This window comes from Oxalobacter vibrioformis, from assembly GCF_027118995.1.
Taxonomy (GTDB): Bacteria; Pseudomonadota; Gammaproteobacteria; order Burkholderiales; family Burkholderiaceae_D; genus Oxalobacter; species Oxalobacter vibrioformis.
On record NZ_CP098242.1, the window covers coordinates 621,874 to 646,642 of the forward strand.

The following is a 24,769-nucleotide window of genomic DNA, read 5'->3' on the forward strand; positions in this document are numbered from 1 at the left end:
CGACGATCATGATCCGCTTTCAGCACGTCAACCTGATGCGAGGGACAAAATCCCTGCTGGAGCAGGCCGACGCCATCCTCAATCCAGGTGAAAAAATCGGCCTGATCGGGCCGAATGGTGCCGGGAAAACAAGCCTTTTTTCCCTCCTGAATGGCGAGTTGCATCCGGATCAGGGAGAAGTGGATTTTCCGGCAAGCTGGCGCATCTCATACGTCAGGCAGGAAATTCCGGCCCTTGAAAAGCCGGCACTGGAATATGTCATTGATGGCGATACCCACTTGCGGGAACTTCAATCAGAACTGGCCCGGCTCGAAACCGCACAAAACAGCACCGGCAATGGCCTGAGAATAGCCGAACTGCATACCAGCCTGGAAGAAGCGAATGCCTACACCGTCCACTCCCGCGCAGAGCAATTGCTGCTTGGGCTGGGCTTTACGCAGGAGGAACTGGGCCAGCCTGTTTCCACCTTTTCGGGGGGCTGGCGTATGCGCCTGAATCTGGCACAGGCACTGATTGCACCATCTGACCTGATGCTGCTGGATGAACCAACCAACCATCTGGATCTTGATGCCATCATCTGGCTGGAAGACTGGCTGAAACGCTATAGCGGCACGTTAGTCATCATCTCCCATGATCGGGATTTTCTGGATGGTATCGTCAACGTCATTTTACATATAGACGACAAGAAGCTGCGGCGGTACAACGGCAATTATTCCGCCTTTGAGCGCCAGCGCGCAGAACAGCTTGTTCTCATGCAAAGCGCGATTGAAAAACAGACAAAAAAACGCGCGCATCTGGAATCCTTCGTCCGGCGCTTCCGCGCCAAGGCCACCAAGGCGCGCCAGGCACAAAGCCGACTGAAAGCACTGGAAAAAATGGAAGCGCTGGCACCTTTGCGGGCTGCGGCGGAATTCTCCTTTGAATTCCGTGAACCGGAAAGTTCACCCAATCCACTGCTCGTCATGGAAGACATCAACGCCGGATATCCTGCATCAGATGAAAAAGGCGCAGCAACAACGATTCTAACTGACATCAATTTCTCACTACAAACCGGTGAGCGGATTGGCCTGCTTGGCGTCAACGGCGCCGGCAAATCGACTTTCATCAAAACCATTGCCGGTGAATTGCTTCCCCTGACAGGGCGCTTCACCACAGGAAAAGGACTGAATATCGGCTACTTTGCGCAACACCAGGTTGACATGCTGCGCAACGATGAATCTCCCCTTTGGCATCTGGCCCGGATCGCACCGGAAGCAAGAGAACAGGACCTGCGTAATTTTCTCGGCGGATTTCTCTTTCCCGGCACGATGGCGACCACTCCGATAGCACCTTTATCAGGCGGTGAAAAGGCACGCCTTGCCCTGGCCATCATTGTCTGGCAGCGCCCCAACCTGCTTTTACTGGATGAACCGACCAACCATCTGGATCTTCAGACTCGTGAAGCCTTAACCGATGCCCTGGCGCAGTTTGAAGGAACACTGGTGCTGGTATCTCATGACCGCCATCTCCTGCGCGCGACAACTGACAGTTTTCTGATCGTGTCAAACGGGTCGCTGCAACCTTTTGATGGTGATCTGGATGACTACAGAAACTGGCTTTACCAGACACGGCAGGGAAAGGAACCTGATCTGCCGGCACAAACGGTGGCTTCTTCGTCAGAAAGCGAGATAAGCCGCCGGGATCAGCGGCGCCAGGAAGCAGAGGAACGCCAGCGGCTTTCCGCGCTGAAAAAACCCATCGAAGAACGGCTCAAACGGATTGAACGGGAGATGGAAAAGCTCCAGCCGCTCAAGGCGGCCATTGACGATCAGATGAGCAGTCCGGAAATCTATGCTGCCCAAAACAAGGAAAAGCTGAAACAGCTTCTGGTTGACCAGGCTTACTATGCCAAAGCACTTGGCGACCTGGAAGAAGAATGGCTGCAGAGGCAGGAAGAACTGGAAAAAATCGTCCGCTAAAGCGAATTTACGTATCCAGAACCGCCTCCACGCCGAGATTCGCCAGCTCATCGGCCCGCTCATTTTCCGGATGGCCTGCATGCCCCTTTACCCAGCGCCACTCAATGTCATGCGTTGACTGCGCATCATCCAGTATTTCCCAGAGATCGGCATTTTTGACCGGTTTTTTTGCCGCTGTTTTCCATCCTCGCCGCTTCCAGTCGTGAATCCATTCCGTAATACCTTTTTTCACATACTGGCTGTCAGTATACAAAATAATACGACAGGGGCGTTTCAGTGCTCGCAACGCTTCAATAACAGCCATCAGTTCCATGCGGTTATTGGTCGTCTCCGGTTCTCCGCCATACAGTTCTTTTCGATGCTTTCCTGCAATCAGAATGACGCCCCAGCCACCTGGGCCGGGGTTGCCGCGACAGGCACCATCTGTATAAATTTCCACTTCGTTCATTTTTATCAATTCTCCAACTGTGCCACATTCAACACCGATTGCCCTGCACGGTTATAATGCAGTTTTTCACCCACGGGAGCAAACATGGCTGATCTGTCAGAACAAACGCTTAACGTGACGGCACTGCCGGCTTTTAATGATAATTACATCTGGTTGATCGACAATGGCACGCTTGCCGTCGTTATTGATCCAGGTGATGCTGCTGTTGTGATGACAGCGCTGCAAAAGCGAAATCTGTCACTGAATGCCATTTTACTGACACATCGGCACGATGACCACATTGGCGGTATCCCCAGGCTGCTTTCCGAATATGATGTACCGGTTTACGGCCCGAAAAATGATGAGATTATCGGGGTCAGTCACCCGGTAGAAGAAGGTGATCCGCTGACGATTGAGGCATTGGGCCTTTCATTTACGGTACTGGATGTCCCGGGACATACCCATGGGCATATAGCCTATTATGCCCGTATGAGAAGATGGCTCTTTTGTGGTGACATGCTGTTTGGCGCCGGCTGTGGCAGAATGTTTGAAGGCACACCGGAAATCATGACCGCCTCACTGGACAAATTTGCCGCACTGCCTGATGACACACTGGTGTTTGCTGCCCACGAATACACGCTGTCCAACCTGAAATTTGCCCTTGAAATCGAGCCGGACAATCCGGATATCATCAGGCGGGTACAGGAAGACTCCGCCAGACGCGACAAAAATCAGCCAACACTGCCATCAACCATCGGACTGGAAAAAAAGACCAATCCGTTTTTGCGTAACAGGGAACCCGATGTACTGGAACGCCTGCTGACTTTGGGTCTCATCAAGGACAAAAAACCAGTGGATGCGTTTGCTGCCATGCGGGAATGGAAAAATATTTACCGGTGAAAACGATTTATTTTTCACCCTGTTGTCTTTCATTATGGTGTCCGGTTTTATTTCATGGTGTAATAAAATCGGCACCTGTAACCAGCAAGGAGGTTTGCCATGGCCGGAGAAAGTTTTTCCGTCACACTCACCCATAAAAACGATTATCGTTTTGAAATCGAATTTGAAGACAAGTTTCCGGATTTCGGCCCGTTTCTCTCTGATGAGCCTGAACCATTGGGAACGAACCAGGGACCGACGCCGCCGCATATGCTGATTGCAGCGGTGGCAAACTGTGTTACTGCCAGTTTTTTGTTTGCGGTGAACCGCGCCAAGCAGGATGCAGGCGGCCTGACAACCAAGGCAACCTGCCACATTGGACGCAACGAAAACCGGCATTTCCGTGTGGTCAAAATCGACATTGAAATCCAGACCGGCAAGGCAGCCGCTGAAATCGGCGAACTGGAAGATATTCTTTCCCGCTTTGAGGGAATCAGTACCGTTTCACGAAGCGTACTGGAAGGTATACCGATTGAGACAACTGTTCTTGATGGAACGGGCAAAAAACTGAAATAATGCGTTATACACTATCCGTTTTATCCGGACTTTCTTTTTTACGATAGCAGGCAAAAGCCTGTTATCGTATAGCTTGTTTTACGATAGGAGAAAACCATGCAAATTGGCCATATCTGCACAACAAATACGGTTACCTGCTCAGCAGAAACCACTATTTTAGAAGCCGCAAAAATGATGCGCCAATATCATGTCGGCACACTGATTGTGGTAGAAGAGATCAATGGCATGCGTGTTCCCCAGGGAATCGTCACGGATCGCGATATTGTGGTGATTGTGCTCGCCGAAAGCCTTGACCCCAAAAGCATCAAGGTCATGGATATCATGAAAGCCGAACTGATGACCGCCCTGGCAACAGAAGACATCTTCGAGACGATTGAGCGCATGCGTTATAAAGGGGTACGCCGCATACCCGTGGTGGACAAACACGGCGGGCTGGCCGGTATCGTCAGCGTGGACGATATCTGGAAATTTCTGGCCAAGGAGGTAACGGAACTTTCTGAAGTCACCACACGCCAGCAATCCCGGGAGAAAGTATCCCGAAGCCGATAGCTTTCCGTGTTTTTTCATGGAGACCGTGAGTATCCCTGAGCAGTGCACTCTGGAAAAGTGTTGTTTCAGAAAGTGGAGAAAACCGATTTGTCATGCTAACAACTGCATCCAACAATCTGGTCATCACCATGCACGACTGGTTGGGATCAACCGCCGGCATGTACATACGCGAGTGGGAAGAAGCGCACTATCGCAGCCTGACTGCTGATATTTTCGGCTTTCATGCCGTACAGATCGGCTTCCCGTCCATCAGCACCTTACAGGAAAGCCGTATAAAAAACCGATGGCTTTCCTGCGCTTGTTCATCCGAAATCAGCCGATGCCGCAATCAGGCTGACTCTCCCTCCCAACTGCCCCACCCGCTTTCTGTTTCTGTCCTGCACCGCTTTGAAGAGCTCCCTTTTGCCTCGCAAAGTATCGACCTTGTTGTTCTCCCGCATGTTCTTGAATTTGCAGAATCACCGCACCAGATCCTGCGTGAGGTGGAACGCGTCCTGATTCCGGAAGGAAAACTCATCATCAGCGGCTTTAATCCCGCCAGTCTCTGGGGAATCAGGCAGGCCATGGGAAAAGTCACCGGCGCCCACTTCCTGCCGGAATATGCCGAATTTATCAGCCTGTCCCGAATAAAGGACTGGTTAAAGCTGCTCGATCTGGAAACCAGCCGTGGCCATTTTGGCTGCTACATACCGCCGTGCAAAACCCGGAAATGGCAGACCCGTTTTGCCTTCATGGAAAAAACCGGGGAAAGATGGTGGCCTTATTTTGGCGCAATCTATATGGTGGAAGCCATTAAACGGGTCAGGGGTATCCGTGTCATCGGCCCGGCGGTCAGAAAACGTCCCCAGCAGCTTTTTCACAATATACCCGTCAATAATCAAACCATTCAGGAAAAAGGACGGCAGAATAGTGAAGCATCACCCCACTCCCTGTCAAAGAGGAAAACATGACCAGTTCGCTTGTTCTTGAACCCAGGCTCCAGTCATTGAAAAATACCGCCTGGTGGCTTTATGTCTTTCACAGCATTGATCTGGTGATTGCGCTCGGGCTATTCTCGTGGATACCGCTGATTGTCAGTTATGTCACCCGCCCCAATACAGAAGGCACCTTTATCTACAGCCATCATACCTGGCAGATCCGTTCTTTCTGGCTGTATTTTGGTCTGGTCATACTGGGATGGGTCCTGTTCCTGACCGTGATTGGTATCCCGCTCGCTTATCTGACCTGGGCGATTGCCTGGATATGGAAAGCGTACCGGATGATCAAAGGCTTCATGAACCTGAACAATAACCAGCCGATGCCGGTTTAGGCTCAGCCTGGCTGATTCAGACCTTCAGTCTGCGCGCGATATCGGCACGCTTGAACACCTTGAATGTTCCCATGGACTTGGCGACAAGCGACTCGCCATTCCAGATTTCCCCCTCGCAGTAGTACATGGTCGTTGAGCGGTGCAATACCCGGCCCACGCCCCTGATCTGGCTGTCAACCTTGCCGCCGGGCTGAAAAAAACTGGTCTTCATTTCAACCGTTGCCGCGCTGGTAACCCCTTCCACCAGCGAACGGGCCGCCCGTGACATGCTGGCATCCAAAAGCGTCATGATGATGCCGCCATGCATGACCTGCCAGCTGTTCATATGCTGTGACTGCAATTTGATAATGATTTCCGCCGTGCCGCCAGCCATGCTGGTCAATTCAAAGCCGAGTTCATTCAGAAACGGGTTGTCGCTAAGCATCATGGCTGCTTCGGTGTTTCGGTTTTCTGCTCTTCGGGCTTTCTCAAACGCTCCACCTTGGCCTTGGTACGCAGGTAACTCATGTACGCAAACATTTCCTGCTGCGCGGTACTGCGCATCAGTTGTGTACGCATGGCCTCACGAATCTGGGGATTGTGTCTGACCGGTGTCGTCACCTTGTTGATACGGTAAAGGACGTAACCTTCCGGATAATCCACACCAGGAACATATGCCGGCAGTTTGCTGATATCGGCTTTCATGATCGGCATCAGATCCAGCCTGCCGGTCATATTGATCATCTGGCGTGATACGGTAACCGATGGAGAGAAGCCCCTGGGCACACTTCCCTCTTTCAGTTTTGCCAGCTCGGCCTCACCGGCTTCTTTCGCCAACTGTACGGTTTTTTGCGCCAGCATCACTTTTTCAATACCGCCTTTCACTTCATTGAACGGCTTGACCGCCGCAGGGTAATACTGCGATGCGCGAGCAGCAACCATAAACTGCGGCCCGATTTCGATCGCTTCGGTATTGTGTTTGTTTTTGGTCACCTCATCCGAGAAAACCGCCTGCAGGAATTTCGGATTGCTTAAAACCGGATGCTTGGCATAGGCCGGATTGGGCTCGCGGGTCAGGTTATCCACTTTCAGGATTTTCAGCTTCAGCTTGTCAGCAACCGGCTTCAGACTGTCCGGCTGCTCGTAGACCGTATTGGAGAAAATTTCTGCCGCTTCGGCATACTTTTTGGCTGCCAGTTGCTTCTGGATTTCTTCCACGACCTGTGGGCGAACGGCCGAGAGCGGTTTCTCAACGGCTGGCTTGATGTCCGTCAGCATAATGATGTGATAGCCAAAATCCGTCTGTACCACTTCACTGAGCTCCCCTTTCCTCAGCACAAACGCCGCTTCTTCAAAAGGGCGCACCATTTTGCCGCGTGAGAAAAACCCCAGATCGCCGCCTCCGGCAGCTGAGCCCGGATCCTTGGAATTGGCCTTGGCCAGCTCTGCAAAACCGGCAGGATTTTCTTTCAACTGAGCCAAAAGCGATTCCGCCTTGTCACGGGCAGCCTTATGATCCGACTCTGAAGCGCTTTTCGGCACTTCGATCAGGATATGGCTGACCCTGCGCTCCTCAGGCACAGCAAAACGTCTGGAATTTTGCTCATAATAGGACTTGATGTCCGCTTCACTGATTTTGATGGTGTCTTCAATTGACTGCATATCCAGCACAACCAGTTCAATACTTACATGCTCGGGAATGGCAAACTGTGGTCCATTGTTTGTGTAATAAGTCTCCAGTTCTTCCGGCGTCACCTTAACCTGTGCGCGATAATCCGAAGCCTTGAAAACCTTGACCTGAACCTCACGCTCCTGCTCGAAAATATCCCAGATATGTTCGGTTGCCAGTTGCGGCACATAAAAACCGTACTGCAATGGTGCGGCAATCTGCTGCTGGAGGAGATCCTGGCGCATCATGGCAAAATGCATCTGGTCTGTCATGCCCTGGGCTTTCAGGCCTGCCTCATACCTTTCCTTGTCAAGCTTGCCATCTTCGGTCGTAAGGCCGGGAATTTCCATGATTTTCTGCAGGACAATCACATCGGGTATCGCCAGTTTTTCCGAGGCGATTTCTGTTGAAATTACCCGATTGTCTATCAGCCTGTCGAGCACCATCCATTTGAAATTGGGCGACTCGATCCATTTGGGATCAAATTGCTGGCCAGCCCGCTGACGCAGCATATCCGCCTGTTCGCGCTGGGCATTTTCCCACTCCTGTTCAGAGATGGTTTTTCCGTCTACCTTGGCAGGCGCATTGCCATCACCAATCAGGTCATATCCCTGGACTCCGAAAAAAATAAAGGAAGGTACGATAAAGACCAGCAGAATAATCTGGGTCATCAGTTTGTTACGGCGTATCAGCTCTAACATGATGATCTATCCGTGCAGCAGAATTAAAACAGAAAACAGGATAAAAAAAGGCGAACTTGCGTTCGCCTTTTCAGTTTGGCGGAGTGGACGGGGCTCGAACCCGCGACCCCCGGCGTGACAGGCCGGTATTCTAACCAACTGAACTACCACTCCCGAAAACTTCCAGTTTGACTGTTGGTGGGTGCTGAGAGGGTCGAACTCCCGACCTACGCCTTGTAAGGGCGCCGCTCTACCAACTGAGCTAAGCACCCTTTTATCCTTAGCCAGTCAAACTTGTGGCGTTTGTCACGACGCCAGCAAAAGAATTAGTTTACCGCATCTTTTAAAGCTTTACCAGCTTTAAATTTAGGAACTTTAGCAGATTTGATTTTGATGACTTCGCCAGTACGTGGATTACGGCCTGAACGGGCAGCGCGCTGGCCAACGCTAAACGTGCCAAAACCAACCAGCGTTACGCTCTGGTTTTTCTTCAGTGTAGTTTTAACAGCATCAATCATCGCATCCAGAGACCGGGCGGCAGCGGCCTTGGAAATATCAGCTGACTTTGCAATATGCTCGACGAGCTCAGATTTATTCACGCAATTTCCCCTTAAAAATTATGTTGAACCCACAAAAAATTTCCTGAAGCGCACATTAAACGCGTACACAATAAAGCTGTCAAGAAAAATTTGCTCTGTAGAAAACAAATCAGACTACCAATATATATATTACGGAACCGACCTGCAATGCTCATTTTATGCATATTTGCCGCAAAATGGAGAGAAAAAACGAGAAATTTATTCTTTTCGTGTGACAGACAATAACAAGTCACTGTTTTTTATCAGTAATTAAAGGTTCCCTCTTTTATTTCTCATGTGTAGCATTGACGCAACTTCATGAGACAAAAGACACAATAAAACAACACTCCCACCCACCAGTGTTTCTACTGACGGCACCTCTTTTATGCCAATCCATACCCATAACGGACCTAACACAATCTCCAGCATGGCTATCAGGGCCATTTCTGCCGGGAATAAAAAACGGGAGACATAAACCAGTAAAAGGCAGGGAAGCCCCAATTGAAAAACGCCTAAAACGGCAAGAATACCGATATCTGAAACAGATGCTTCCAGCGGAAGTGCCAGTGGAATCATCGCTGCTGATGATAAAACGCCACCCAGAAAAATGGCAGGCATCATATCGATGGTTTTCCCGGCCCGGCTGAAAATGATGTAATTGGTGGCATAGGCAAAAGGCACTGCCAGTGCAAACAGCAGGCCGGCCAGATGGGTGTCTTTCATATTGCCGATATTCCCGGCAAAAATCCATACCACACCGGCAATGGTAAAGACGATGGCAATCCATGTTCTGACAGGTGTTTTCTTTCCCAGAAAAAGCCAGGAAAAAAATGCCGTCAGAAGCGGCGTAATGCTACCAACAAGCAGGGTATTGGCGACGGTCGTTAATGTCAGTGCCAGCATGAAACAGGTAAAAATCACGGCCCACATCAACGCTGATAAAAAACCGGACAAACCCAGCTTTTTCAGGCCGGAAAAAAATGGTTCTTTTCTGGCAACCACCAGGTAAGCGGCAACAAAAATCGCCGCAAACAGGCTGCGCCAGAAAACGATTTCAACATTTTTCAGCAAAGCAAGCTGGCGGGTAAAAATACCCGCCATGCTCCACAAAAGCGGAACCAGAACCATCAGAAAAAAGGCCGGACGTCTGGTCATAAGATCGGAAATCAATCAGTCATTTGCCTGGCGGGCAGCCCGTTTTCGCTCATACTCTTTCAGGAAGCGCTTGCGAAAACGGATGCTCTTCGGCGTAATCTCGACCAGTTCGTCATCATTGATAAATTCCACGGCATATTCCAGTGACAACTGTATGGGAGGCGTCAGGCGCACCGCTTCATCAGTCCCTGAAGCCCGGACATTGGTCAGCTGTTTTCCCTTGATAGGATTCACCACCAGGTCGTTGTCGCGCGAATGGATACCGATAATCATCCCTTCGTAAACCGGGTCGTTATGATTGACAAACATCCGTCCCCGCTCCTGAAGCTTCCACAAGGCATAAGCCACAGCATGACCATCATCCTGCGAAACCAGTACGCCGTTTCGCCGCCCGGCAAAACCGGGCCTGTCTTCATCAACAGGATAATAATCGTCAAAAATATGGCTCATCAACCCCATTCCGCGGGTGAGTGTCATGTATTCACCCTGAAAACCGATCAGGCCCCTGGCAGGAATACGGTACTCCAGCCTGACCCGCCCCTTGCCATCAAGCTGCATGTCAAGCAATTCGCCCCGGCGTTTTCCCAGTTCTTCCATCACGGCACCCTGACCCAGCTCTTCCATGTCGACCGTCAGCAATTCATACGGTTCATGTCTTTTGCCGTCTATGGTTTTATAGACGACCGTCGGACGTGAAACAGCAAATTCATAGCCCTCACGCCGCATGTTTTCAATCAGGATGGTCAGGTGCAACTCTCCCCTGCCGGAAACCTCAAAAACGGTTTCATCGTCAGTTAATGCAACCCGCAAGGCAACGTTGGATTTCAGCTCTTTTTCCAGGCGCTCCCGCAATTGGCGGCTCGTGACAAATTTGCCCTCTTTTCCGGCGAAAGGAGAGGTATTCACCATGAAATTCATCGTCATGGTGGGCTCATCAACCGTCAGCATCGGAAGCGCTTCCGGTTTGTCCACGGCACAAACCGTCGAACCGATGTCAATCTCATCTATCCCGTTAATCAGGACAATATCACCTGCCACGGCTTCCTCCACCAGAATCCTTTCCAGCCCGCTGAAATGAAGCACCTGATTGATGCGCGCCCTGACCGGGGATGTGTCATCAGGGCCATTCATGACAACGACATCCTGCAAGGGGTGTATTCGCCCACGATTAATCCGGCCCACCCCGATTTTTCCGACATAAGACGAAAAATCGAGAGAGGATATCTGCATCTGGAGCGGCCCTTGATCATCGGCATCCCGCACGGGAACATATTCTAAAATCGCATCAAACAGGGGACGCATGGTGCCTGAACGCGCTTCGGGAACCGTTGAGGCATAACCATTTAAGGCTGACGCATAAATGACAGGAAAATCCAGCTGCTCTTCTGTTGCACCCAGCTTGTCAAACAACTCGAAGGTGGCGTTGATTACCCATTCAGGGCGGGCGCCTGACCGATCAATCTTGTTGACAACAACTATCGGCTTGAGCCCCAGTGCCAGTGCTTTTCGGGTGACGAAACGGGTTTGAGGCATCGGCCCTTCAACCGCATCAACCAGGAGCAGTACGCTGTCAACCATGGAAAGTACGCGCTCAACCTCACCGCCAAAATCGGCATGCCCTGGCGTATCGACAATATTGATGTTGGTGCCGTTGTATTCGACCGCACAGTTTTTCGCCAGGATGGTTATCCCGCGCTCCCGTTCCAGATCATTTGAGTCCATGACACGCTCACTCACTGTCTGGTTTTCCCGGAAGGTACCGGACTGATGAAGCAACTGGTCGACAAGTGTGGTTTTGCCATGATCAACGTGTGCAATGATGGCGATATTCCGAATGGCGCGATTGGCTGTAGACATAAATTTCTGTACTGTATGCGATGAATATAAGAAGCGGCGATTGTATCACGCAGCTTTTTCCTGCCGGTAAAGCGCAGGCGACTCAGACGGCGATAAGCCGTTCGGGCGCCAGTACATTACCCGGCTTTATGATTGCCGTGCCCAGAAGTCTTTTTCTGGCTGCATCATATACCCGCACCCGTTCGGCAGAATTAAAAACGGGCGGTTTTTCTTTTTCCATTGATAGCCGTTGTCCGTGCATAAAACGCCGGGCCTGCTCTTCGGATAAATGGATAGCCGGAAAAGTTGATAACAGGTAATCGACCGGCTTTAGAAAAGCGGCAGCCTGTAAGTCATCCACCTTTTCAATATCAGCCAATGCACTGGCATGGTCTATTTCCAGTGAGCCGACTTTGACACGCCTGAGTGTTTGCAGATGCGCCCCACACCCAAGCGCTTCGCCAATATCCTCCCCCAAAACACGAATATAGGTTCCCTTGCTGCATGAAACCCGCAGTGTCAGAAAAGGCGGTGAAAAATCAAGGAGCGCCATTTCATGGATCGCTACCCGCCGGGCTTCACGCTCCAGTTCGATTCCGGCACGGGCGTATTCATACAAAGGCTTGCCATCACGTTTCAATGCAGAATACATGGGAGGGACCTGATCGATTTCACCGGTAAAACGGGGCAGGATGGCCTCGATATCTTCACGCGTGATACGGTCTGCATCCCCCCTGGAAACGATTTCTCCTTCCGTATCACCGGTGGACGTTCTCGCTCCGAGAAAAACGGTTGTTTCGTAGGTTTTATCCGCATTAAGCAGATCCTGTGCAAATTTGGTCGCTTCACCAAAACAAAGCGGCAACAGCCCGGTAGCAAAGGGATCCAGTGTGCCGGTATGCCCGGCTTTTTTCGCATTCAGTTTGCGCTTGGCTCGCACCAGTGCATCATTACTGGACAGGCCAACCGGCTTGTCCAGCAGGATAACGCCATGTACGGATACGCGTTTTTTGGGAGATGGTGCAGCAGACATAACAGGAAAACCCGGGGTTATGCTTCCCCGTCATCATCTCTGGCGCGTTGCGAATTGGCCTGATCAATGAGATCGGAAAGCGCCATGCCGTGCACAACGGAATGGTCATATTCAAAACGCAATTGCGGCAAGGTATGGATATGCAGGCGTTTGCTCAGTTGATTCCGGATGAAACCATTGGCTTTTTCCAGGCCGGTAAGGGTTTCCTTGATGGCGTCTTCGCTGTCATCGAGCGTGGTAAAAAACACCTTCGCATAGGCATAATCCGGCGTCACCTGCACTTCGGTAATCGTCACAAGGCCTACACGCGGGTCTTTCAGTTCTAAAGCAAGAATTTCAGACAAATCCTTCTGGATCTGGTCCGCCACCCGCAGACTGCGGTCGGGAATTGATCTGCCACGTTTTGCCATTGCTCATTGCCCTTTCACGAAAACAGTTTGCCCGATCAGACGACAAGATTACAGTGTCCTTGCGATTTCCTGGACTTCGTAGACCTCGAGCTGATCACCTTCCTTGATATCGTTATACCCTCTCAGGGTCAGACCACACTCAAAGCCGGACTTGACTTCACGCACATCATCCTTGAAGCGCTTGAGTGAATCAATCTCGCCTGACCAGATAACGACGTTGTCTCGCAGCAGATGCACCAGGGCACCGCGCCGGACAAGTCCTTCCAGCACAAAGCAACCGGCAATAGAGCCGATCCGGCTGACATGGATAACCTGGCGGATATCCACAAGACCCAGCGTCTGCTCGCGTTTTTCCGGTGTCAGCATACCGGACATCGCCGCCTTGACATCATCAATCGCGTCATAAATGATATTGTAATAACGGATATCGATGCCATGCGTTTCCGCAAGCGAACGCGTTTGCGCATCAGCGCGGGTATTAAAGCCGATAATAACGGCCCCGGAAGCGACGGCAAGGTTCACATCTGATTCTGTAATACCACCCACACCGGCGTGGACCACCTGCAGGCGGACCTCATCATTGGAAAGCTTGAGCATGGAGCTGGTCAGCGCTTCCTGGGAACCCTGCACATCCGTCTTGATAATCAGCGGAAGGGTCTTCACTTCACCTTCTGCAATCTGGTCAAACATATTTTCCAGTTTGGCGGCCTGCTGTCTGGCCAGTTTGACGTCGCGGAATTTACCCTGCCTGAAAAGTGCAATCTCACGTGCCTTGCGCTCGTCTGTCATTACCAGCACTTCTTCACCAGCAGCGGGAACACCCGTCAATCCCTGGATTTCAACCGGAATACTCGGGCCTGCATCATCAACAGGCTTGGCATTTTCATCCAGCATGGCACGTACACGCCCGAATTCCTGCCCGACAAGCACCACATCTGTCTTGTGAAGGGTACCGGATTGCACGAGAATGGTTGCTACCGGTCCGCGTCCCTTGTCCAGGCGCGCTTCGATAACCAGCCCTTTTGCCGGTACATCTATCGGTGCTGTCAGTTCCAGTATCTCTGCCTGCAACAGGACATTTTCCAGCAGGTTGTCGATACCCTGACCGCTTTTTGCTGAAACCGGCACAAACGGCGCATCACCGCCATACTGCTCCGGAACGACATCTTCTGCAATCAGTTCCTGGGTAACACGGTCAACATTGGCGCCCGATTTATCGATCTTGTTAATGGCGACAACCAGAGGAACGCCGGCCGCTTTCGCATGGGCAATTGCTTCTTTCGTCTGCGGCATCACACCGTCATCAGCAGCGACAACCAGAATGACAATATCAGTCGCCTTGGCGCCGCGGGCACGCATGGCGGTAAACGCCTCATGGCCTGGTGTATCAAGGAAGGTAATCATCCCGTTAGGGGTTTTCACATGATAAGCGCCAATATGCTGGGTAATACCACCGGCTTCGCCTGATGCAATTTTTGTCCGGCGAATGTAGTCAAGCAATGACGTCTTGCCATGGTCAACGTGACCCATAACCGTGACAACCGGCGCCCTGGGCAACAGCTCGGCATCCGCATCCTCTCCCATGGCGGCAAGGTCTGCCTCATGATCCTGAATTTTGGCGGCAAATGCCTTGTGTCCCATTTCCTCAACCAGGATCATGGCCGTTTCCTGGTCCAATACCTGGTTGATCGTCACCATCTGTCCAAGTGACATAAGCTGCTTGATGACTTCAGATGCCTTTACTGCCATCTGATGGGCAAGTTCGGCAACGGTAATGGTTTCCGGAACATGAATATTTTTGATAACGGCTTCTGTCGGCTGCTGGAAATTGCTTTCTCTATCAGCTGCCTGCTGTCCTTTGCGGTTTCTGCCGCCACCGCTTCTCCAACCATCACGCCCACCTGTTGCAGCGCCACCCCGGTTTTTTATGCCCGCATTGCGTTTTTTGGCTGCATCTTCCTGCCAGGTGGAAGCCACATTGGCAGACTTGATGGACTTCTTCTCGACGGTGCCTTTTTTCTCTTCTTTTGGCGCAGTACCTTTTTTGTCCGCCGGACGGCGCAGCGTTGCAGTATCTTTCTTCGCAGGCGCTTCAGCCTCCGGCTGCTTGGCAACCTTCTTGGGCGGCGTCATCATGGCCTTGATCTGTGCCACTTCATCTTCAACAGCCTGCCGGGTTCTTTCCGCTTCTTCGGCTTTTTCTGCTTGCTCAGCCGCTATTTTTTCCGCTGCTTGCGCCGCTTCCTCTGTCTTGTTTTCCGCTTCTTCTACGACATCCTTTTCTGACGATGCAGCGGCTAAACGCGCTTCTTCTTCGGCTTGCTGGCGTGCGGCTTTTTCCGCTTCCAGCTCTGCCAGTTTCGCCTGTTTTTCACGCAGCTCTGCTTCCTGGCGTGCGATCAGTTCAGCCTGGCGACGGGACTCCTCTGCGCGTTTTTTCTGCTCTGCTTCATCAATAACCGGAGCAGGAGGCGCTTTAGGGGTCGCTTTTTCAGCAGCAGGCTCCTCCCGCTTGAATGTACGCTTTTTACGGACCTCAACCTGAATCGTACGCGATTTTCCTGATGCGTCAGCCTGTTTGATCTCACTTGTCTCCTTGCGGGTCAGCGAGATTTTTTTCTTTTCCTCGGCCGGATTGCCATGTGATCCGCGCAGATAGCTCAGCAGCTTGTCCTTGTCTGCGTTGGTCAGGGAATCATCCACTGATTTTTTCTCAACTCCCGCATTGCGTAACTGTCCCAGCAGCGCATCGGCCGGCATATTCAGTTCTGCAGCAAATTGAGCTACGTTATTAGTCGCCATTCCTTCCTCTTTCCTGTCTACCACGATTCAGTCCGTGCAAATTCCAGCCAGCGATTACTCCGCCTCGATTATTTCCCACACACGTGACTGCAATACCTTCGCATGATCATCATACTTGGCATCAATGAGCGCCATCTCATCATCGGTTACATCTTCAAAACCATTGTCAATCAGCTCGCGTGCTCGCTCTGTGTGCAAAGCAAGGATCGCGCCAAATTCATCGTAGGCAAGTCCACCAAAATCCGCCAGAGTCTTGATACCGGCCAATCCCAGCTTGCCTGCAGTTCCTCTGTCCATCCCTTCCAGGTTGATCAGTTCGGGCTCCATATTGGACATGCCCTCTTCAGAGGCAATCGCTTCGGTTACCAGTGCATCCCGCGCGCGGGTACGCAGCTCGTTGACAGTTTCCTCATCAAAAGCGTCAATTTCCAGCATTTCATTGAGCGGTACATAGGCGATTTCCTCCAGAGCGGAAAAGCCTTCCTCGATCAGAATATCTGCCACTTCCTGGTCCACATTCAGCTTTTCCATGAAAAGCGTACGGATACCCGCCGTTTCCACCGCTGACTTATCCGCCGACTCTTCGGCCGTCATGATATTGATCTTCCAGTTTGTCAGCTCGGAAGCCAGGCGGACATTCTGCCCGCTCCGGCCAATCGCAATAGCCAGATTTTCCTCATCAACAATCACATCCATGGCATGCTGCTCTTCATCAACCACAATAGAAGAAACATTGGCCGGTGCCAGTGCGCCAATCACAAACTGTGCCGGATCTTCAGACCAGAGCACAATATCCACGCGTTCACCGCCCAGTTCGCCTGTGACGGCCTGCACCCGTGAACCACGAATACCCACACAGGTTCCGATAGGATCAATCCGTTTGTCACTGGTAAAAACAGCGATTTTGGCACGGACACCCGGATCGCGGGCAGCTGACTTGATTTCAAGCAGCCCCTGCTCCATTTCGGGCACTTCCAGTTCAAAAAGCTTGATAATGAATTCCGGCGCCGTACGGGACAGGATCACCTGCTGGCCACGCGCACTTCTGTCAACCCGCAAAATGTAGGCACGAACACGATCACCCACACGCAGATTTTCTTTGGGAATCATCTGATCCCGTGGCAGACGTGCCTCAACCTTTCCGGATTCAATAATCGCATCACCGCGCTCCATTCTCTTGATGGCACCGGTAACCAGCGTATCGCCTCGAGCCAGGAAATCTGTCAGTATCTGTTCCCGCTCGGCATCGCGGATACGCTGTAGAACGATCTGTTTGGTGTCCTGTGCAAAACGGCGACCAAACTCAATGGATTCGATATGTTCTTCAAGATAATCATCGACTTCAATGTCCGGAATCTGCTCTTTTGCTTCAAAGTACAGGATTTCCTGATCCGGCAGCTGTAATCCCGCCTCATCAGGAACCACATGCCATCTGCGGAAGGTTTCAAACTCACCGTTCTTCCGGTCAATTGCCACCCTGATATCCACGTCACCTGGATAACGCTTTTTGGTTGCCGACGCCAGAGCGTGTTCCAGCGCGCCAAGGACCACTTCCTTGTCGACATTTTTTTCACGCGCAAGCGCATCAACCAGTTGCAGAATTTCGAAACTCATTTTTTTCGGCCCCTAAAATTCACCTGTGGCACTAACCGTGCCTTATCTATGTCAGAAAGAGAAAAGTGCAGCAGTGCTGCGCCTTCCTTTGTATCAAACTCCAATGCCAGCTCATCCCCTTCGGGCACCTGCAATATGCCCTGAAAAACCCGACGGTTTGACATACCGTCAACAGGCACGCGCAATTTGACATTGGCTTCCATCCCCGCAAAGCGGACATAATCTGAAAATCGCTTCAGTGGCCTGTCCAGGCCGGGAGAAGAAACTTCCAGACGCTCATAATCCACATCCTCAACTGTCAACACATGCGACAGCTGATGACTGACGGTTTCACAGTCTTTTACCGTGATATTGCCCTTGGCGGCATCTTCCGGCAAAAAGTCGATATACACGCGCAACAACCCGTCTGATGCGCGTTCGACATCAACCAGATCATAGCCGCAGCCATTTACGGTTTTTTCTATTAAATCCTGTAACAAATCCGCCCCCGGCCAAGCACTTGTGTATACTCCAACACGCTTTTTCATTGCTCCAATGAAAAAAAAATGGGCGTGCGCCCATATCCGTGTTTCAAACTTGTTCTGAAAAACCACATTAATTTTCAATTATATACAATTACATACAGATTCGCAATGGGTTGCGCACGTTATTTGAAGCAGGATAAACGCTGCCTGTTCTTCTATTTCCAACCGGCATAACCCAGTCGTTGTAAAATCGGTTATTTTTAAATCTTTCATTTTTACCGGAAACGATACACTTCACCAGATGTCAGAAAAAGCCTTATACAACGAATCATCCATCCAGGTTCTGAAAGGACTGGAGCCTGTCCGCCAGCGGCCCGGCATGTACACCCGGACGGAAAGCCCACTGCACATTATCACCGAAGTCATTGACAATGCCTCAGATGAAGCGATTGCGGGCTATTGCAAAAACATCCAGGTCACCCTGCACACGGATGGCAGTGTCAGTGTGGAAGATGATGGCAGAGGCATACCGGTTGGCCGTCATCCTGAAGAAAAGATTCCCACGATTGAAGTGATTTTTACCCGTCTGCATTCCGGCGGTAAATTCCAGAAAGGCATGGAAAACGCCTATACATTTTCCGGCGGTCTGCATGGCGTCGGTGTATCCGTAACAAATGCCCTTTCCACCAGGGTCGAAGTCAATGTCTGTCGCGACAAGAAAATGCATGAAATCACCTTTACGGAAGGTGAAGTCACGGAAAAGCTGAAATCACGGCCACTGGCGCGGGGTGAAAAAAAATCGGGAACGAAAGTCACCGTCTGGCCTGACGCGAAGTATTTTGACAGTCCGGCTATTCCATTGACTGAACTCAGACACCTGCTTCGTTCCAAGGCAATTCTTTTGCCGGGCGCCACTGTCTCGCTTTTGAATGAAAAAACGGGGGAAACCGAAACCTGGCGGTATGAAAACGGCTTTCGCAGCTATCTTTCCGAACAGCTTGGACTGGAAATGGACGAAGATACGGTTATCCCGCTATTTGAAGGTGAGCACTATGCAGCCAACGCCCAGGAAGGCTTTGCAGTTGGCGAAGGCGCTGCCTGGATCGTGGCCTGGACAGCAGAAGGGCCGCTGGTACGTGAATCCTATGTGAACCTGATTCCCACATCAGCCGGCGGCACGCATGAAAGCGGACTGCGCGACGGCCTTTTCAATGCGGTTAAAAGCTTTGCGGAAATGCATTCGCTTCTGCCCAAAGGTATTCGGCTGCTGCCTGAGGATGTTTTTGCACGGGTATCCTTTCTCTTGTCTGCACGGGTACTGGACCCGCAGTTTCAGGGGCAGATCAAGGAACGGCTTAATTCCCGCGATGCGGTCAGGCTGGTCTCCCATTTTGTTCGCCCGCCGCTGGAACTGTGGCTCAATCAGAATGTGGACCAGGGACGCAAACTGGCCGATCTGGTTATCCGCCAGGCCCAGTCACGTCTGCGTTCTGCGCAAAAAGTTGAAAAGAAAAAATCGTCAGGCGTTGCTGTTTTACCCGGCAAGCTGACGGATTGCGAATCAACGGATATCACCAGAAATGAACTGTTTCTGGTCGAAGGCGATTCGGCAGGCGGCTCGGCAAAAATGGGAAGGAACAAGGAATTCCAGGCGATCCTGCCTTTGCGCGGCAAAGTCCTTAATTCCTGGGAAACGGAAAGAAACCGCCTGTTTGCCAATCAGGAAATTCATGATATTTCCGTTGCCATTGGTGTCGACCCGCACGATGTAAACGATAATCCGGATCTTTCCGGTTTGCGTTATGGAAAAATCTGTATTCTTTCTGATGCCGACGTGGATGGTTCACACATCCAGGTACTGCTTCTGACGCTGTTTTTCCGTCATTTTCCCAAGCTGATCGAAAACGGCAATATCTGTGTTGCCCGTCCACCGCTTTATCGTGTTGATGTCCCCGCCCGCGGAAAGCGACCGGTACAGAAACTCTATGCGCTTGATGAAACCGAACTTTTTGCCATTCGCGACAAGCTGCGAAAAGATGAAGTCAAGGACAGCGCCCTGGCCATTTCCCGCTTCAAGGGCTTGGGAGAAATGAACGCGGAACAATTATGGGAAACCACGCTCAATCCGGATACCCGGCGTCTGCTTCCTGTCACATTGGGCGATATGGGGCAGCAACATTCGGAAGCCCGTTTCCAGATGTTGATGGGCAAAGGAGAAGCCGCTGCCCGCCGGGCGTGGATGGAAGAACACGGCCATGAAGCCCAGGCCGATATCTGATTGACCGGATAACTATGGATATGACACCTCAACCCAGCCTTTTTGATCAATTACAGCCAGAACCGGCAAACGATGACGACGCATTGACACTCGCCAATTTTGCCGAGCGCGCCTATCTGGATTATGCCATTTCAGTCGTCAAGGGACGCGCCCTGCCTGATGTCTGTGATGGGCAAAAGCCTGTCCAGCGTCGCATTTTATATGCCATGAATGAACTTGGGCTTACCACCAGTTCCAAGCCGAGAAAGTCAGCTGCAGTTGTCGGTGATGTGCTTGGCAAGCTGCATCCCCATGGTGACCAGTCTGTTTATGATGCGCTGGTTCGCATGGCACAGGATTTCTCCATGCGCTATCCACTGATTGACGGACAGGGTAATTTTGGCTCCCGTGACGGCGATGGCGCTGCGGCCATGCGATATACCGAAGCGCGCCTGACGCCGATTGCGGAATTGCTGCTGGAAGAAATTGACCTGGGAACCGTTGATTTTGTCCCAAACTATGACGGCTCTTCTGAAGAACCAAGAATGCTTCCTTCCAGGCTGCCGCTGACACTGTTAAACGGTTCATCCGGTATTGCAGTTGGCATGGCAACGGAAATCCCGCCACATAATCTCGCGGAAATAGCCAGGGCCGTCATCGCACTGATACGAAACCCCAAAATCAGCCATGCCGAGCTGATGGAAATTGTGCCGGGGCCCGACTTTCCCGGCGGTGGACAGATTATTACCGCGTCCGGACAGATCGCAGAAATGTACGAAAACGGCCGTGGCAGCCTCAAGGTGCGTGCCCGCTGGGAAGTGGAGGAAATGGCAAGAGGACAATGGCAGATTGTGGTCAATGAACTGCCGCATGGCACCTCATCACAAAAGATCATGGAAGAAATTGAGGAAATGACCAATCCCAAAGTACGCCCGGGCAAAAAATCCCTGTCAGCAGAGCAGAATGCATTGCGGCAGACCATGCTGGGTGTACTTGACAGTATTCGTGATGAATCCAGCCGGGATGCGCCGGTTCGCCTCGTGTTTGAACCGCGCTCGAAACGTCAGGACCCGGAAGAATTCATGCAGTTGCTCCTGTCGCATACCTCACTTGAAAGTAATACCTCGCTTAATCTGGTCATGATCGGCCTGGATGGCAGCCCCAGACAAAAAGGACTGCGCGATATCCTGCAGGAATGGACAACATTCCGCTTTGATACGGTTCGCCGCCGCACAGAGTGGCGCCTGGGACGGGTGGATGATCGCATCCACATCCTGGAAGGCCGTGAAATGGTCCTTCTGAACATTGACAAGGTTATTCGCATCATTCGTGATTCAGACGAGCCAAAGCCAGCGCTGATCAAGGCTTTCAAGCTGTCGGAACGTCAGGCCGACGATATTCTGGAGATTCGCCTGCGCCAGTTGGCCCGGATGGAAAAACTCAGGATCGAGCAGGAGCTGACAGCACTACGGGAAGAAAAAGACACGCTGCATGATCTCCTGAATAATCCGGCCTCCATGAGAAGGAGAGTCATCCGTGAAATCGAAACCGACCAGAAAAAATTCGGCGATGCCCGACGGACCCTCATTGAAGAAGCCAAACGGGCTTTTGTCGAACAGAAAATCATTGATGAACCCGTCACGGTCATCATTTCAGAAAAAGGTTGGGTACGCAGCCGTTCCGGGCACGGGCATAATCTTTCCCAATTGAACTTCAAGGCCGGCGATGCGTTATACGGCACATTTGAATGCCGAAGCACAGACCAGCTTCTGGTTTTTGGGTCAACCGGCCGTATTTATTCTGTCGCCGTTCACCAGTTGCCGAATGCAAGAGGTGATGGCATGCCCATTACCACTTTCATTGAAGTCGCTCCGAATGACCCGATCATGCACTACTTTGCCGGTCCCGCTGACATGTCACTGTTGATCGCTACCAGCACAGGCTATGGTTTTGGCGCAAAAGTGGCCGACATGACCAGCCGGGTTCGTCAGGGAAAACTCTTTATTGCGCTTGAAAAAAATGAGCAATTGCTTCAGCCTCGGCCCATCCGGGAAAAAGACAAATGGATTGCCGGCCTCTCCAGACAGGGGCGCTTCCTGATGTTCCCAATCGAAGAGCTTCGCCATCTGTCCAGTGGCGGGCATGGCGTTATCCTGATGGCGCTTGACCCGAAAGAAACCCTCCTTGCGGCACTGCCTACAGATGAAAAAGGGTGCGTTGTCGTCTGCCTTGCAAAAAACCAGACCCGGCACGAAATCCGGATATCCGGCAACGGTATCAATACCTATTCAGGCAAGCGGGCCAGGAAAGGACGGGTTATTGAATCCCGCTTCAAGCCGGTCAATCTTGAGCCAGTACCTTCTGCGTCTCATACGAATATGCCGGATGAAAAATAACACCGCCGCTTAAGCAAAGAAACCATAATAAAAATCCAGCGATACCAGCTGGATTTTTATTTTCACCCTGAAAGCGTTATTCAATTTCGGCAATCATTTCCATTTCAACACAGGCCCCTGTCGGAATCTGTGCGACGCCGAACGCCGAACGCGCATGCCGGCCTTTCTGGCCAAAAATCTCAACCAGCAATTCTGACGCACCATTGGTAACCAGATGATGTTCGGTAAAGTCGCCCGTGGAATTCACCAGGCTCAACACCTTGACAATCCGTTTGACACGATTAAGGTTTCCGCCACATGCGGCCTGAAGTGTAGCCATCATGTCGATAGCAATATTGCGTGCGGCAACACGCCCTTCCTCGACAGAAATATTTTTGCCCAACTGGCCAACGTGGGGCTGCCCATTCTTTTTGGCAATGTGGCCGGATAAATACACGGTATTACCTGTCTGGACATACATGACATAAGCGGCAACCGGCTCGGCAACCTCAGGCAACTCAATCTGCAGTGCTTTCAATTTTTCATAACAAGGCATTTTATCTTCCTGTTCAATTCATTTAAAAGAACACCATCGCAATGTGGCATGCTGAATTAAAAATTATATCGATACAATGTCGATTGTATATTTATTCAGAAAATAAAGTCAGCATATCCCGATAAAATGCTGTTTTTCAAAACCTGTATTATCTAGCCATCAATATGACGGATCCAGAAAAAAATCCCATCACTGAAGAAATCCATACAGCAATCGACGACCACTTTTATAAACTGGTTGATCACGAGCCTGTCCGCTGCAACCTGGATGAATACGCAAGGAACATGCAACGGGAGTCCAGCCGGATTGTCAGGCAAAGCCGGATAAATGAATGTCTTGTCTCGACCATATTTACAGGAATTGACTATTCTTTTGGCATAGGAGAAAAACGTTTGTTTGAAACCATGATTTTCGGGATGGAAGGTGATATTCATCCCAAATGGCAGCATGCAACATGGAATGAATCCGTGGAAAAACACGATCAGATCGTTAAAATGATTGAATCAGAGGGAATTGATGCATTAAAACAGCAAATCCGGGAAAAGACAGGCGAGTAGTTTACCCATTGTGACTTGAATAAAATAATATGAATACATCCTGTATTGTTCTGGATACCAACGTTTGCCTGGATCTTTTCGTTTTTCATGACAGCCGCTGCAATGCACTGGCGCAGATGCTGGAAAGGGGAACAGTAAAAGCCGTAACGCAGGACGACTGCCGGGATGAATGGCTAAGAGTGCTTATGTACCCCGTTCTCTCCCTGGATGAACCCGTTCGCCGGCGATGCATGACCGAATATGATAATGTCATTTACTGTCGTGATTTTGAAAAGAAAAACTATGCGATTCTCCCGCTGTGCCAGGATCAGGACGATCAAAAGTTTCTTGAAGTCGCTTATGATGCCAATGCAAAATTTCTGGTAACAAAAGACAAAGCCTTATTAAAGCTGGCCGCAAAAGCAAGGAAATCCTCTCTTTTTCAAATCATAAAACCGGAACAGTCATATCTGATATCAACCGCGATTAAAACAGATTAATAAAAAAACCGGAAAAACCTATTTTCTTTATCCTTTTCCTGCATTATTCTTGTATTATAAAAACAATTTATTTTTATAAATTATTTATTTCCTATCAAATTGTTTTGATAATAAAAAATCCATTGCATTTATTCACAGGATAAATATGTCGACATACAAACAGATACAGGATCAAATCAAACAACTCCAGCAACAGGCGGAAGAATTGAGAAAGAAAGAACTGGGCAATGCCATCAGCCAGGTTAAATCCATTATGGCGGAATTTGGTATTACCTTTGCTGATCTCGGCATGGGTTCAAAAAAGAAAAGCACCCGTACAAGGGCGCCGCTTGCCCCAAAATACCGTAATCCGTCTACGGGAGAAACATGGTCAGGGCGCGGGAAAGCACCCAAATGGATCGATCAGAAAAACAAAGAAAAATACCTGATTAAATAAGGTTTCTGTATAAAAAAGAACAATTGCCTGATGAGAGGCAATTGTTCTTTTTTTATTATGGTTTCCCCCCAGTTTCCGTTAAGCTGATTTAATCTTTCTCTTTATATTTATTGCTTTCTTATCGGGCAACTCGCAAATATACCGGTTCTGTATAGATCCAGGCCTTTTATTCCGGGTGAAGCAAGATTACT

The 24,769-nt window shown here is 50.6% G+C and carries 23 protein-coding genes and 2 tRNA genes; 11 read left to right on the forward strand and 14 right to left on the reverse strand.

All coding sequences use genetic code 11. From position 1 onward, the window contains the following. Positions 1-8: 8 nt before the first annotated feature. Complete coding sequence (locus tag NB640_RS03115; RefSeq protein WP_269309698.1) at positions 9-1,958, forward strand: ATP-binding cassette domain-containing protein; 1,950 nt, start codon at positions 9-11, stop codon at positions 1,956-1,958. Between the two features lie 7 nt (positions 1,959-1,965). On the opposite strand, the gene rnhA is transcribed toward NB640_RS03115, so the two are convergent. Beyond that, positions 1,966-2,406, reverse strand: coding sequence for a ribonuclease HI (rnhA, locus tag NB640_RS03120; protein ID WP_269309699.1), 441 nt, complete (start codon positions 2,404-2,406; stop codon positions 1,966-1,968). 84 nt (positions 2,407-2,490) lie between these two features. Here rnhA and gloB point away from each other — a divergent pair, with 84 nt between their 5' ends. The 5 genes from gloB (at position 2,491) to NB640_RS03145 (ending at position 5,698) form a co-directional block, all read left to right on the forward strand. Further along, positions 2,491-3,285 (forward strand): hydroxyacylglutathione hydrolase, encoded by a 795-nt coding sequence (gloB, locus tag NB640_RS03125; protein ID WP_269309700.1) that lies wholly within the window; start codon positions 2,491-2,493, stop codon positions 3,283-3,285. 99 nt (positions 3,286-3,384) lie between these two features. After that, positions 3,385-3,840 (forward strand): OsmC family protein, encoded by a 456-nt coding sequence (locus tag NB640_RS03130; protein ID WP_269309701.1) that lies wholly within the window; start codon positions 3,385-3,387, stop codon positions 3,838-3,840. A 96-nt stretch (positions 3,841-3,936) separates the two neighbouring features. Then, positions 3,937-4,389, forward strand: coding sequence for a CBS domain-containing protein (locus NB640_RS03135; RefSeq protein WP_269309702.1), 453 nt, complete (start codon positions 3,937-3,939; stop codon positions 4,387-4,389). 92 nt (positions 4,390-4,481) lie between these two features. After that, the gene (locus NB640_RS03140; protein ID WP_269309703.1) at positions 4,482-5,339 is read left to right on the forward strand and encodes a class I SAM-dependent methyltransferase; all 858 of its coding nucleotides are present in this window, start codon (positions 4,482-4,484) and stop codon (positions 5,337-5,339) included. Continuing rightward, positions 5,336-5,698 (forward strand): DUF4870 family protein, encoded by a 363-nt coding sequence (locus NB640_RS03145; RefSeq protein WP_269309704.1) that lies wholly within the window; start codon positions 5,336-5,338, stop codon positions 5,696-5,698. The genes NB640_RS03140 and NB640_RS03145 overlap by 4 nt, the downstream gene beginning before the upstream one ends. A gap of 16 nt (positions 5,699-5,714) precedes the next feature. Here the strand turns inward: NB640_RS03145 and NB640_RS03150 are convergent, their stop codons facing one another. The 12 genes from NB640_RS03150 to rimP all read right to left on the reverse strand — a co-directional run bounded on the left by NB640_RS03150 (position 5,715) and on the right by rimP (position 17,933). Next, entirely contained in the window at positions 5,715-6,125 is a 411-nt protein-coding gene (locus NB640_RS03150; RefSeq protein ID WP_269309705.1) for a PaaI family thioesterase, read from the reverse strand. Next, positions 6,122-8,047, reverse strand: a complete 1,926-nt coding sequence (locus NB640_RS03155; protein ID WP_269309706.1) for a SurA N-terminal domain-containing protein — start codon at positions 8,045-8,047, stop codon at positions 6,122-6,124. Before NB640_RS03155 ends, NB640_RS03150 begins: the two co-directional genes overlap by 4 nt. Before the next feature lie 76 nt (positions 8,048-8,123). Continuing rightward, positions 8,124-8,200 (reverse strand) — tRNA-Asp (locus NB640_RS03160). 22 nt (positions 8,201-8,222) lie between these two features. After that, positions 8,223-8,298: transfer RNA gene (locus NB640_RS03165), tRNA-Val, on the reverse strand. A gap of 54 nt (positions 8,299-8,352) precedes the next feature. Then, positions 8,353-8,625: an HU family DNA-binding protein gene (locus tag NB640_RS03170; RefSeq protein WP_269309707.1), complete on the reverse strand. Its 273-nt coding sequence runs from the start codon at positions 8,623-8,625 to the stop codon at positions 8,353-8,355. Between the two features lie 249 nt (positions 8,626-8,874). Further along, positions 8,875-9,759 carry a DMT family transporter gene (locus tag NB640_RS03175; protein WP_269309708.1) on the reverse strand — a complete coding sequence of 295 codons (885 nt, stop codon included), beginning with the start codon at positions 9,757-9,759 and terminating at the stop codon, positions 8,875-8,877. 15 nt (positions 9,760-9,774) lie between these two features. Beyond that, the gene (gene typA, locus NB640_RS03180) at positions 9,775-11,616 is read right to left on the reverse strand and encodes a translational GTPase TypA (RefSeq protein WP_269309709.1); all 1,842 of its coding nucleotides are present in this window, start codon (positions 11,614-11,616) and stop codon (positions 9,775-9,777) included. Positions 11,617-11,698: 82 nt separating this feature from the next. Beyond that, complete coding sequence (truB, locus tag NB640_RS03185) at positions 11,699-12,628, reverse strand: tRNA pseudouridine(55) synthase TruB (protein WP_269309711.1); 930 nt, start codon at positions 12,626-12,628, stop codon at positions 11,699-11,701. A 17-nt stretch (positions 12,629-12,645) separates the two neighbouring features. Continuing rightward, positions 12,646-13,038, reverse strand: coding sequence for a 30S ribosome-binding factor RbfA (rbfA, locus tag NB640_RS03190; protein WP_269309712.1), 393 nt, complete (start codon positions 13,036-13,038; stop codon positions 12,646-12,648). A gap of 48 nt (positions 13,039-13,086) precedes the next feature. Beyond that, entirely contained in the window at positions 13,087-15,840 is a 2,754-nt protein-coding gene (gene infB, locus NB640_RS03195) for a translation initiation factor IF-2 (protein ID WP_269309714.1), read from the reverse strand. 54 nt (positions 15,841-15,894) lie between these two features. Continuing rightward, positions 15,895-17,454: a transcription termination factor NusA gene (gene nusA / locus NB640_RS03200; RefSeq protein WP_269309715.1), complete on the reverse strand. Its 1,560-nt coding sequence runs from the start codon at positions 17,452-17,454 to the stop codon at positions 15,895-15,897. Further along, positions 17,451-17,933 (reverse strand): ribosome maturation factor RimP, encoded by a 483-nt coding sequence (gene rimP, locus NB640_RS03205; RefSeq protein WP_408637938.1) that lies wholly within the window; start codon positions 17,931-17,933, stop codon positions 17,451-17,453. Before rimP ends, nusA begins: the two co-directional genes overlap by 4 nt. 286 nt (positions 17,934-18,219) lie before the next feature. Here rimP and NB640_RS03210 point away from each other — a divergent pair, with 286 nt between their 5' ends. Both NB640_RS03210 and parC read left to right on the forward strand, forming a co-directional pair. Beyond that, the gene (locus NB640_RS03210; protein ID WP_269309717.1) at positions 18,220-20,196 is read left to right on the forward strand and encodes a DNA topoisomerase IV subunit B; all 1,977 of its coding nucleotides are present in this window, start codon (positions 18,220-18,222) and stop codon (positions 20,194-20,196) included. Positions 20,197-20,216: 20 nt separating this feature from the next. Beyond that, positions 20,217-22,571 (forward strand): DNA topoisomerase IV subunit A, encoded by a 2,355-nt coding sequence (gene parC / locus NB640_RS03215; protein WP_269310382.1) that lies wholly within the window; start codon positions 20,217-20,219, stop codon positions 22,569-22,571. 76 nt (positions 22,572-22,647) lie between these two features. Here parC and NB640_RS03220 read toward each other — a convergent pair whose 3' ends face one another. Beyond that, positions 22,648-23,106 (reverse strand): RidA family protein, encoded by a 459-nt coding sequence (locus NB640_RS03220; protein ID WP_269309718.1) that lies wholly within the window; start codon positions 23,104-23,106, stop codon positions 22,648-22,650. Positions 23,107-23,270: 164 nt separating this feature from the next. Here NB640_RS03220 and NB640_RS03225 point away from each other — a divergent pair, with 164 nt between their 5' ends. From NB640_RS03225 to NB640_RS03235, 3 genes are all read left to right on the forward strand, one after another. Beyond that, the gene (locus tag NB640_RS03225) at positions 23,271-23,663 is read left to right on the forward strand and encodes a hypothetical protein (protein ID WP_269309719.1); all 393 of its coding nucleotides are present in this window, start codon (positions 23,271-23,273) and stop codon (positions 23,661-23,663) included. A 29-nt stretch (positions 23,664-23,692) separates the two neighbouring features. Continuing rightward, complete coding sequence (locus NB640_RS03230) at positions 23,693-24,142, forward strand: putative toxin-antitoxin system toxin component, PIN family (RefSeq protein ID WP_269309720.1); 450 nt, start codon at positions 23,693-23,695, stop codon at positions 24,140-24,142. A 145-nt stretch (positions 24,143-24,287) separates the two neighbouring features. After that, on the forward strand, positions 24,288-24,578 hold the full coding sequence (locus NB640_RS03235; RefSeq protein ID WP_269309722.1) for an H-NS histone family protein: 291 nt from the start codon (positions 24,288-24,290) through the stop codon (positions 24,576-24,578). Positions 24,579-24,769: the final 191 nt, after the last annotated feature.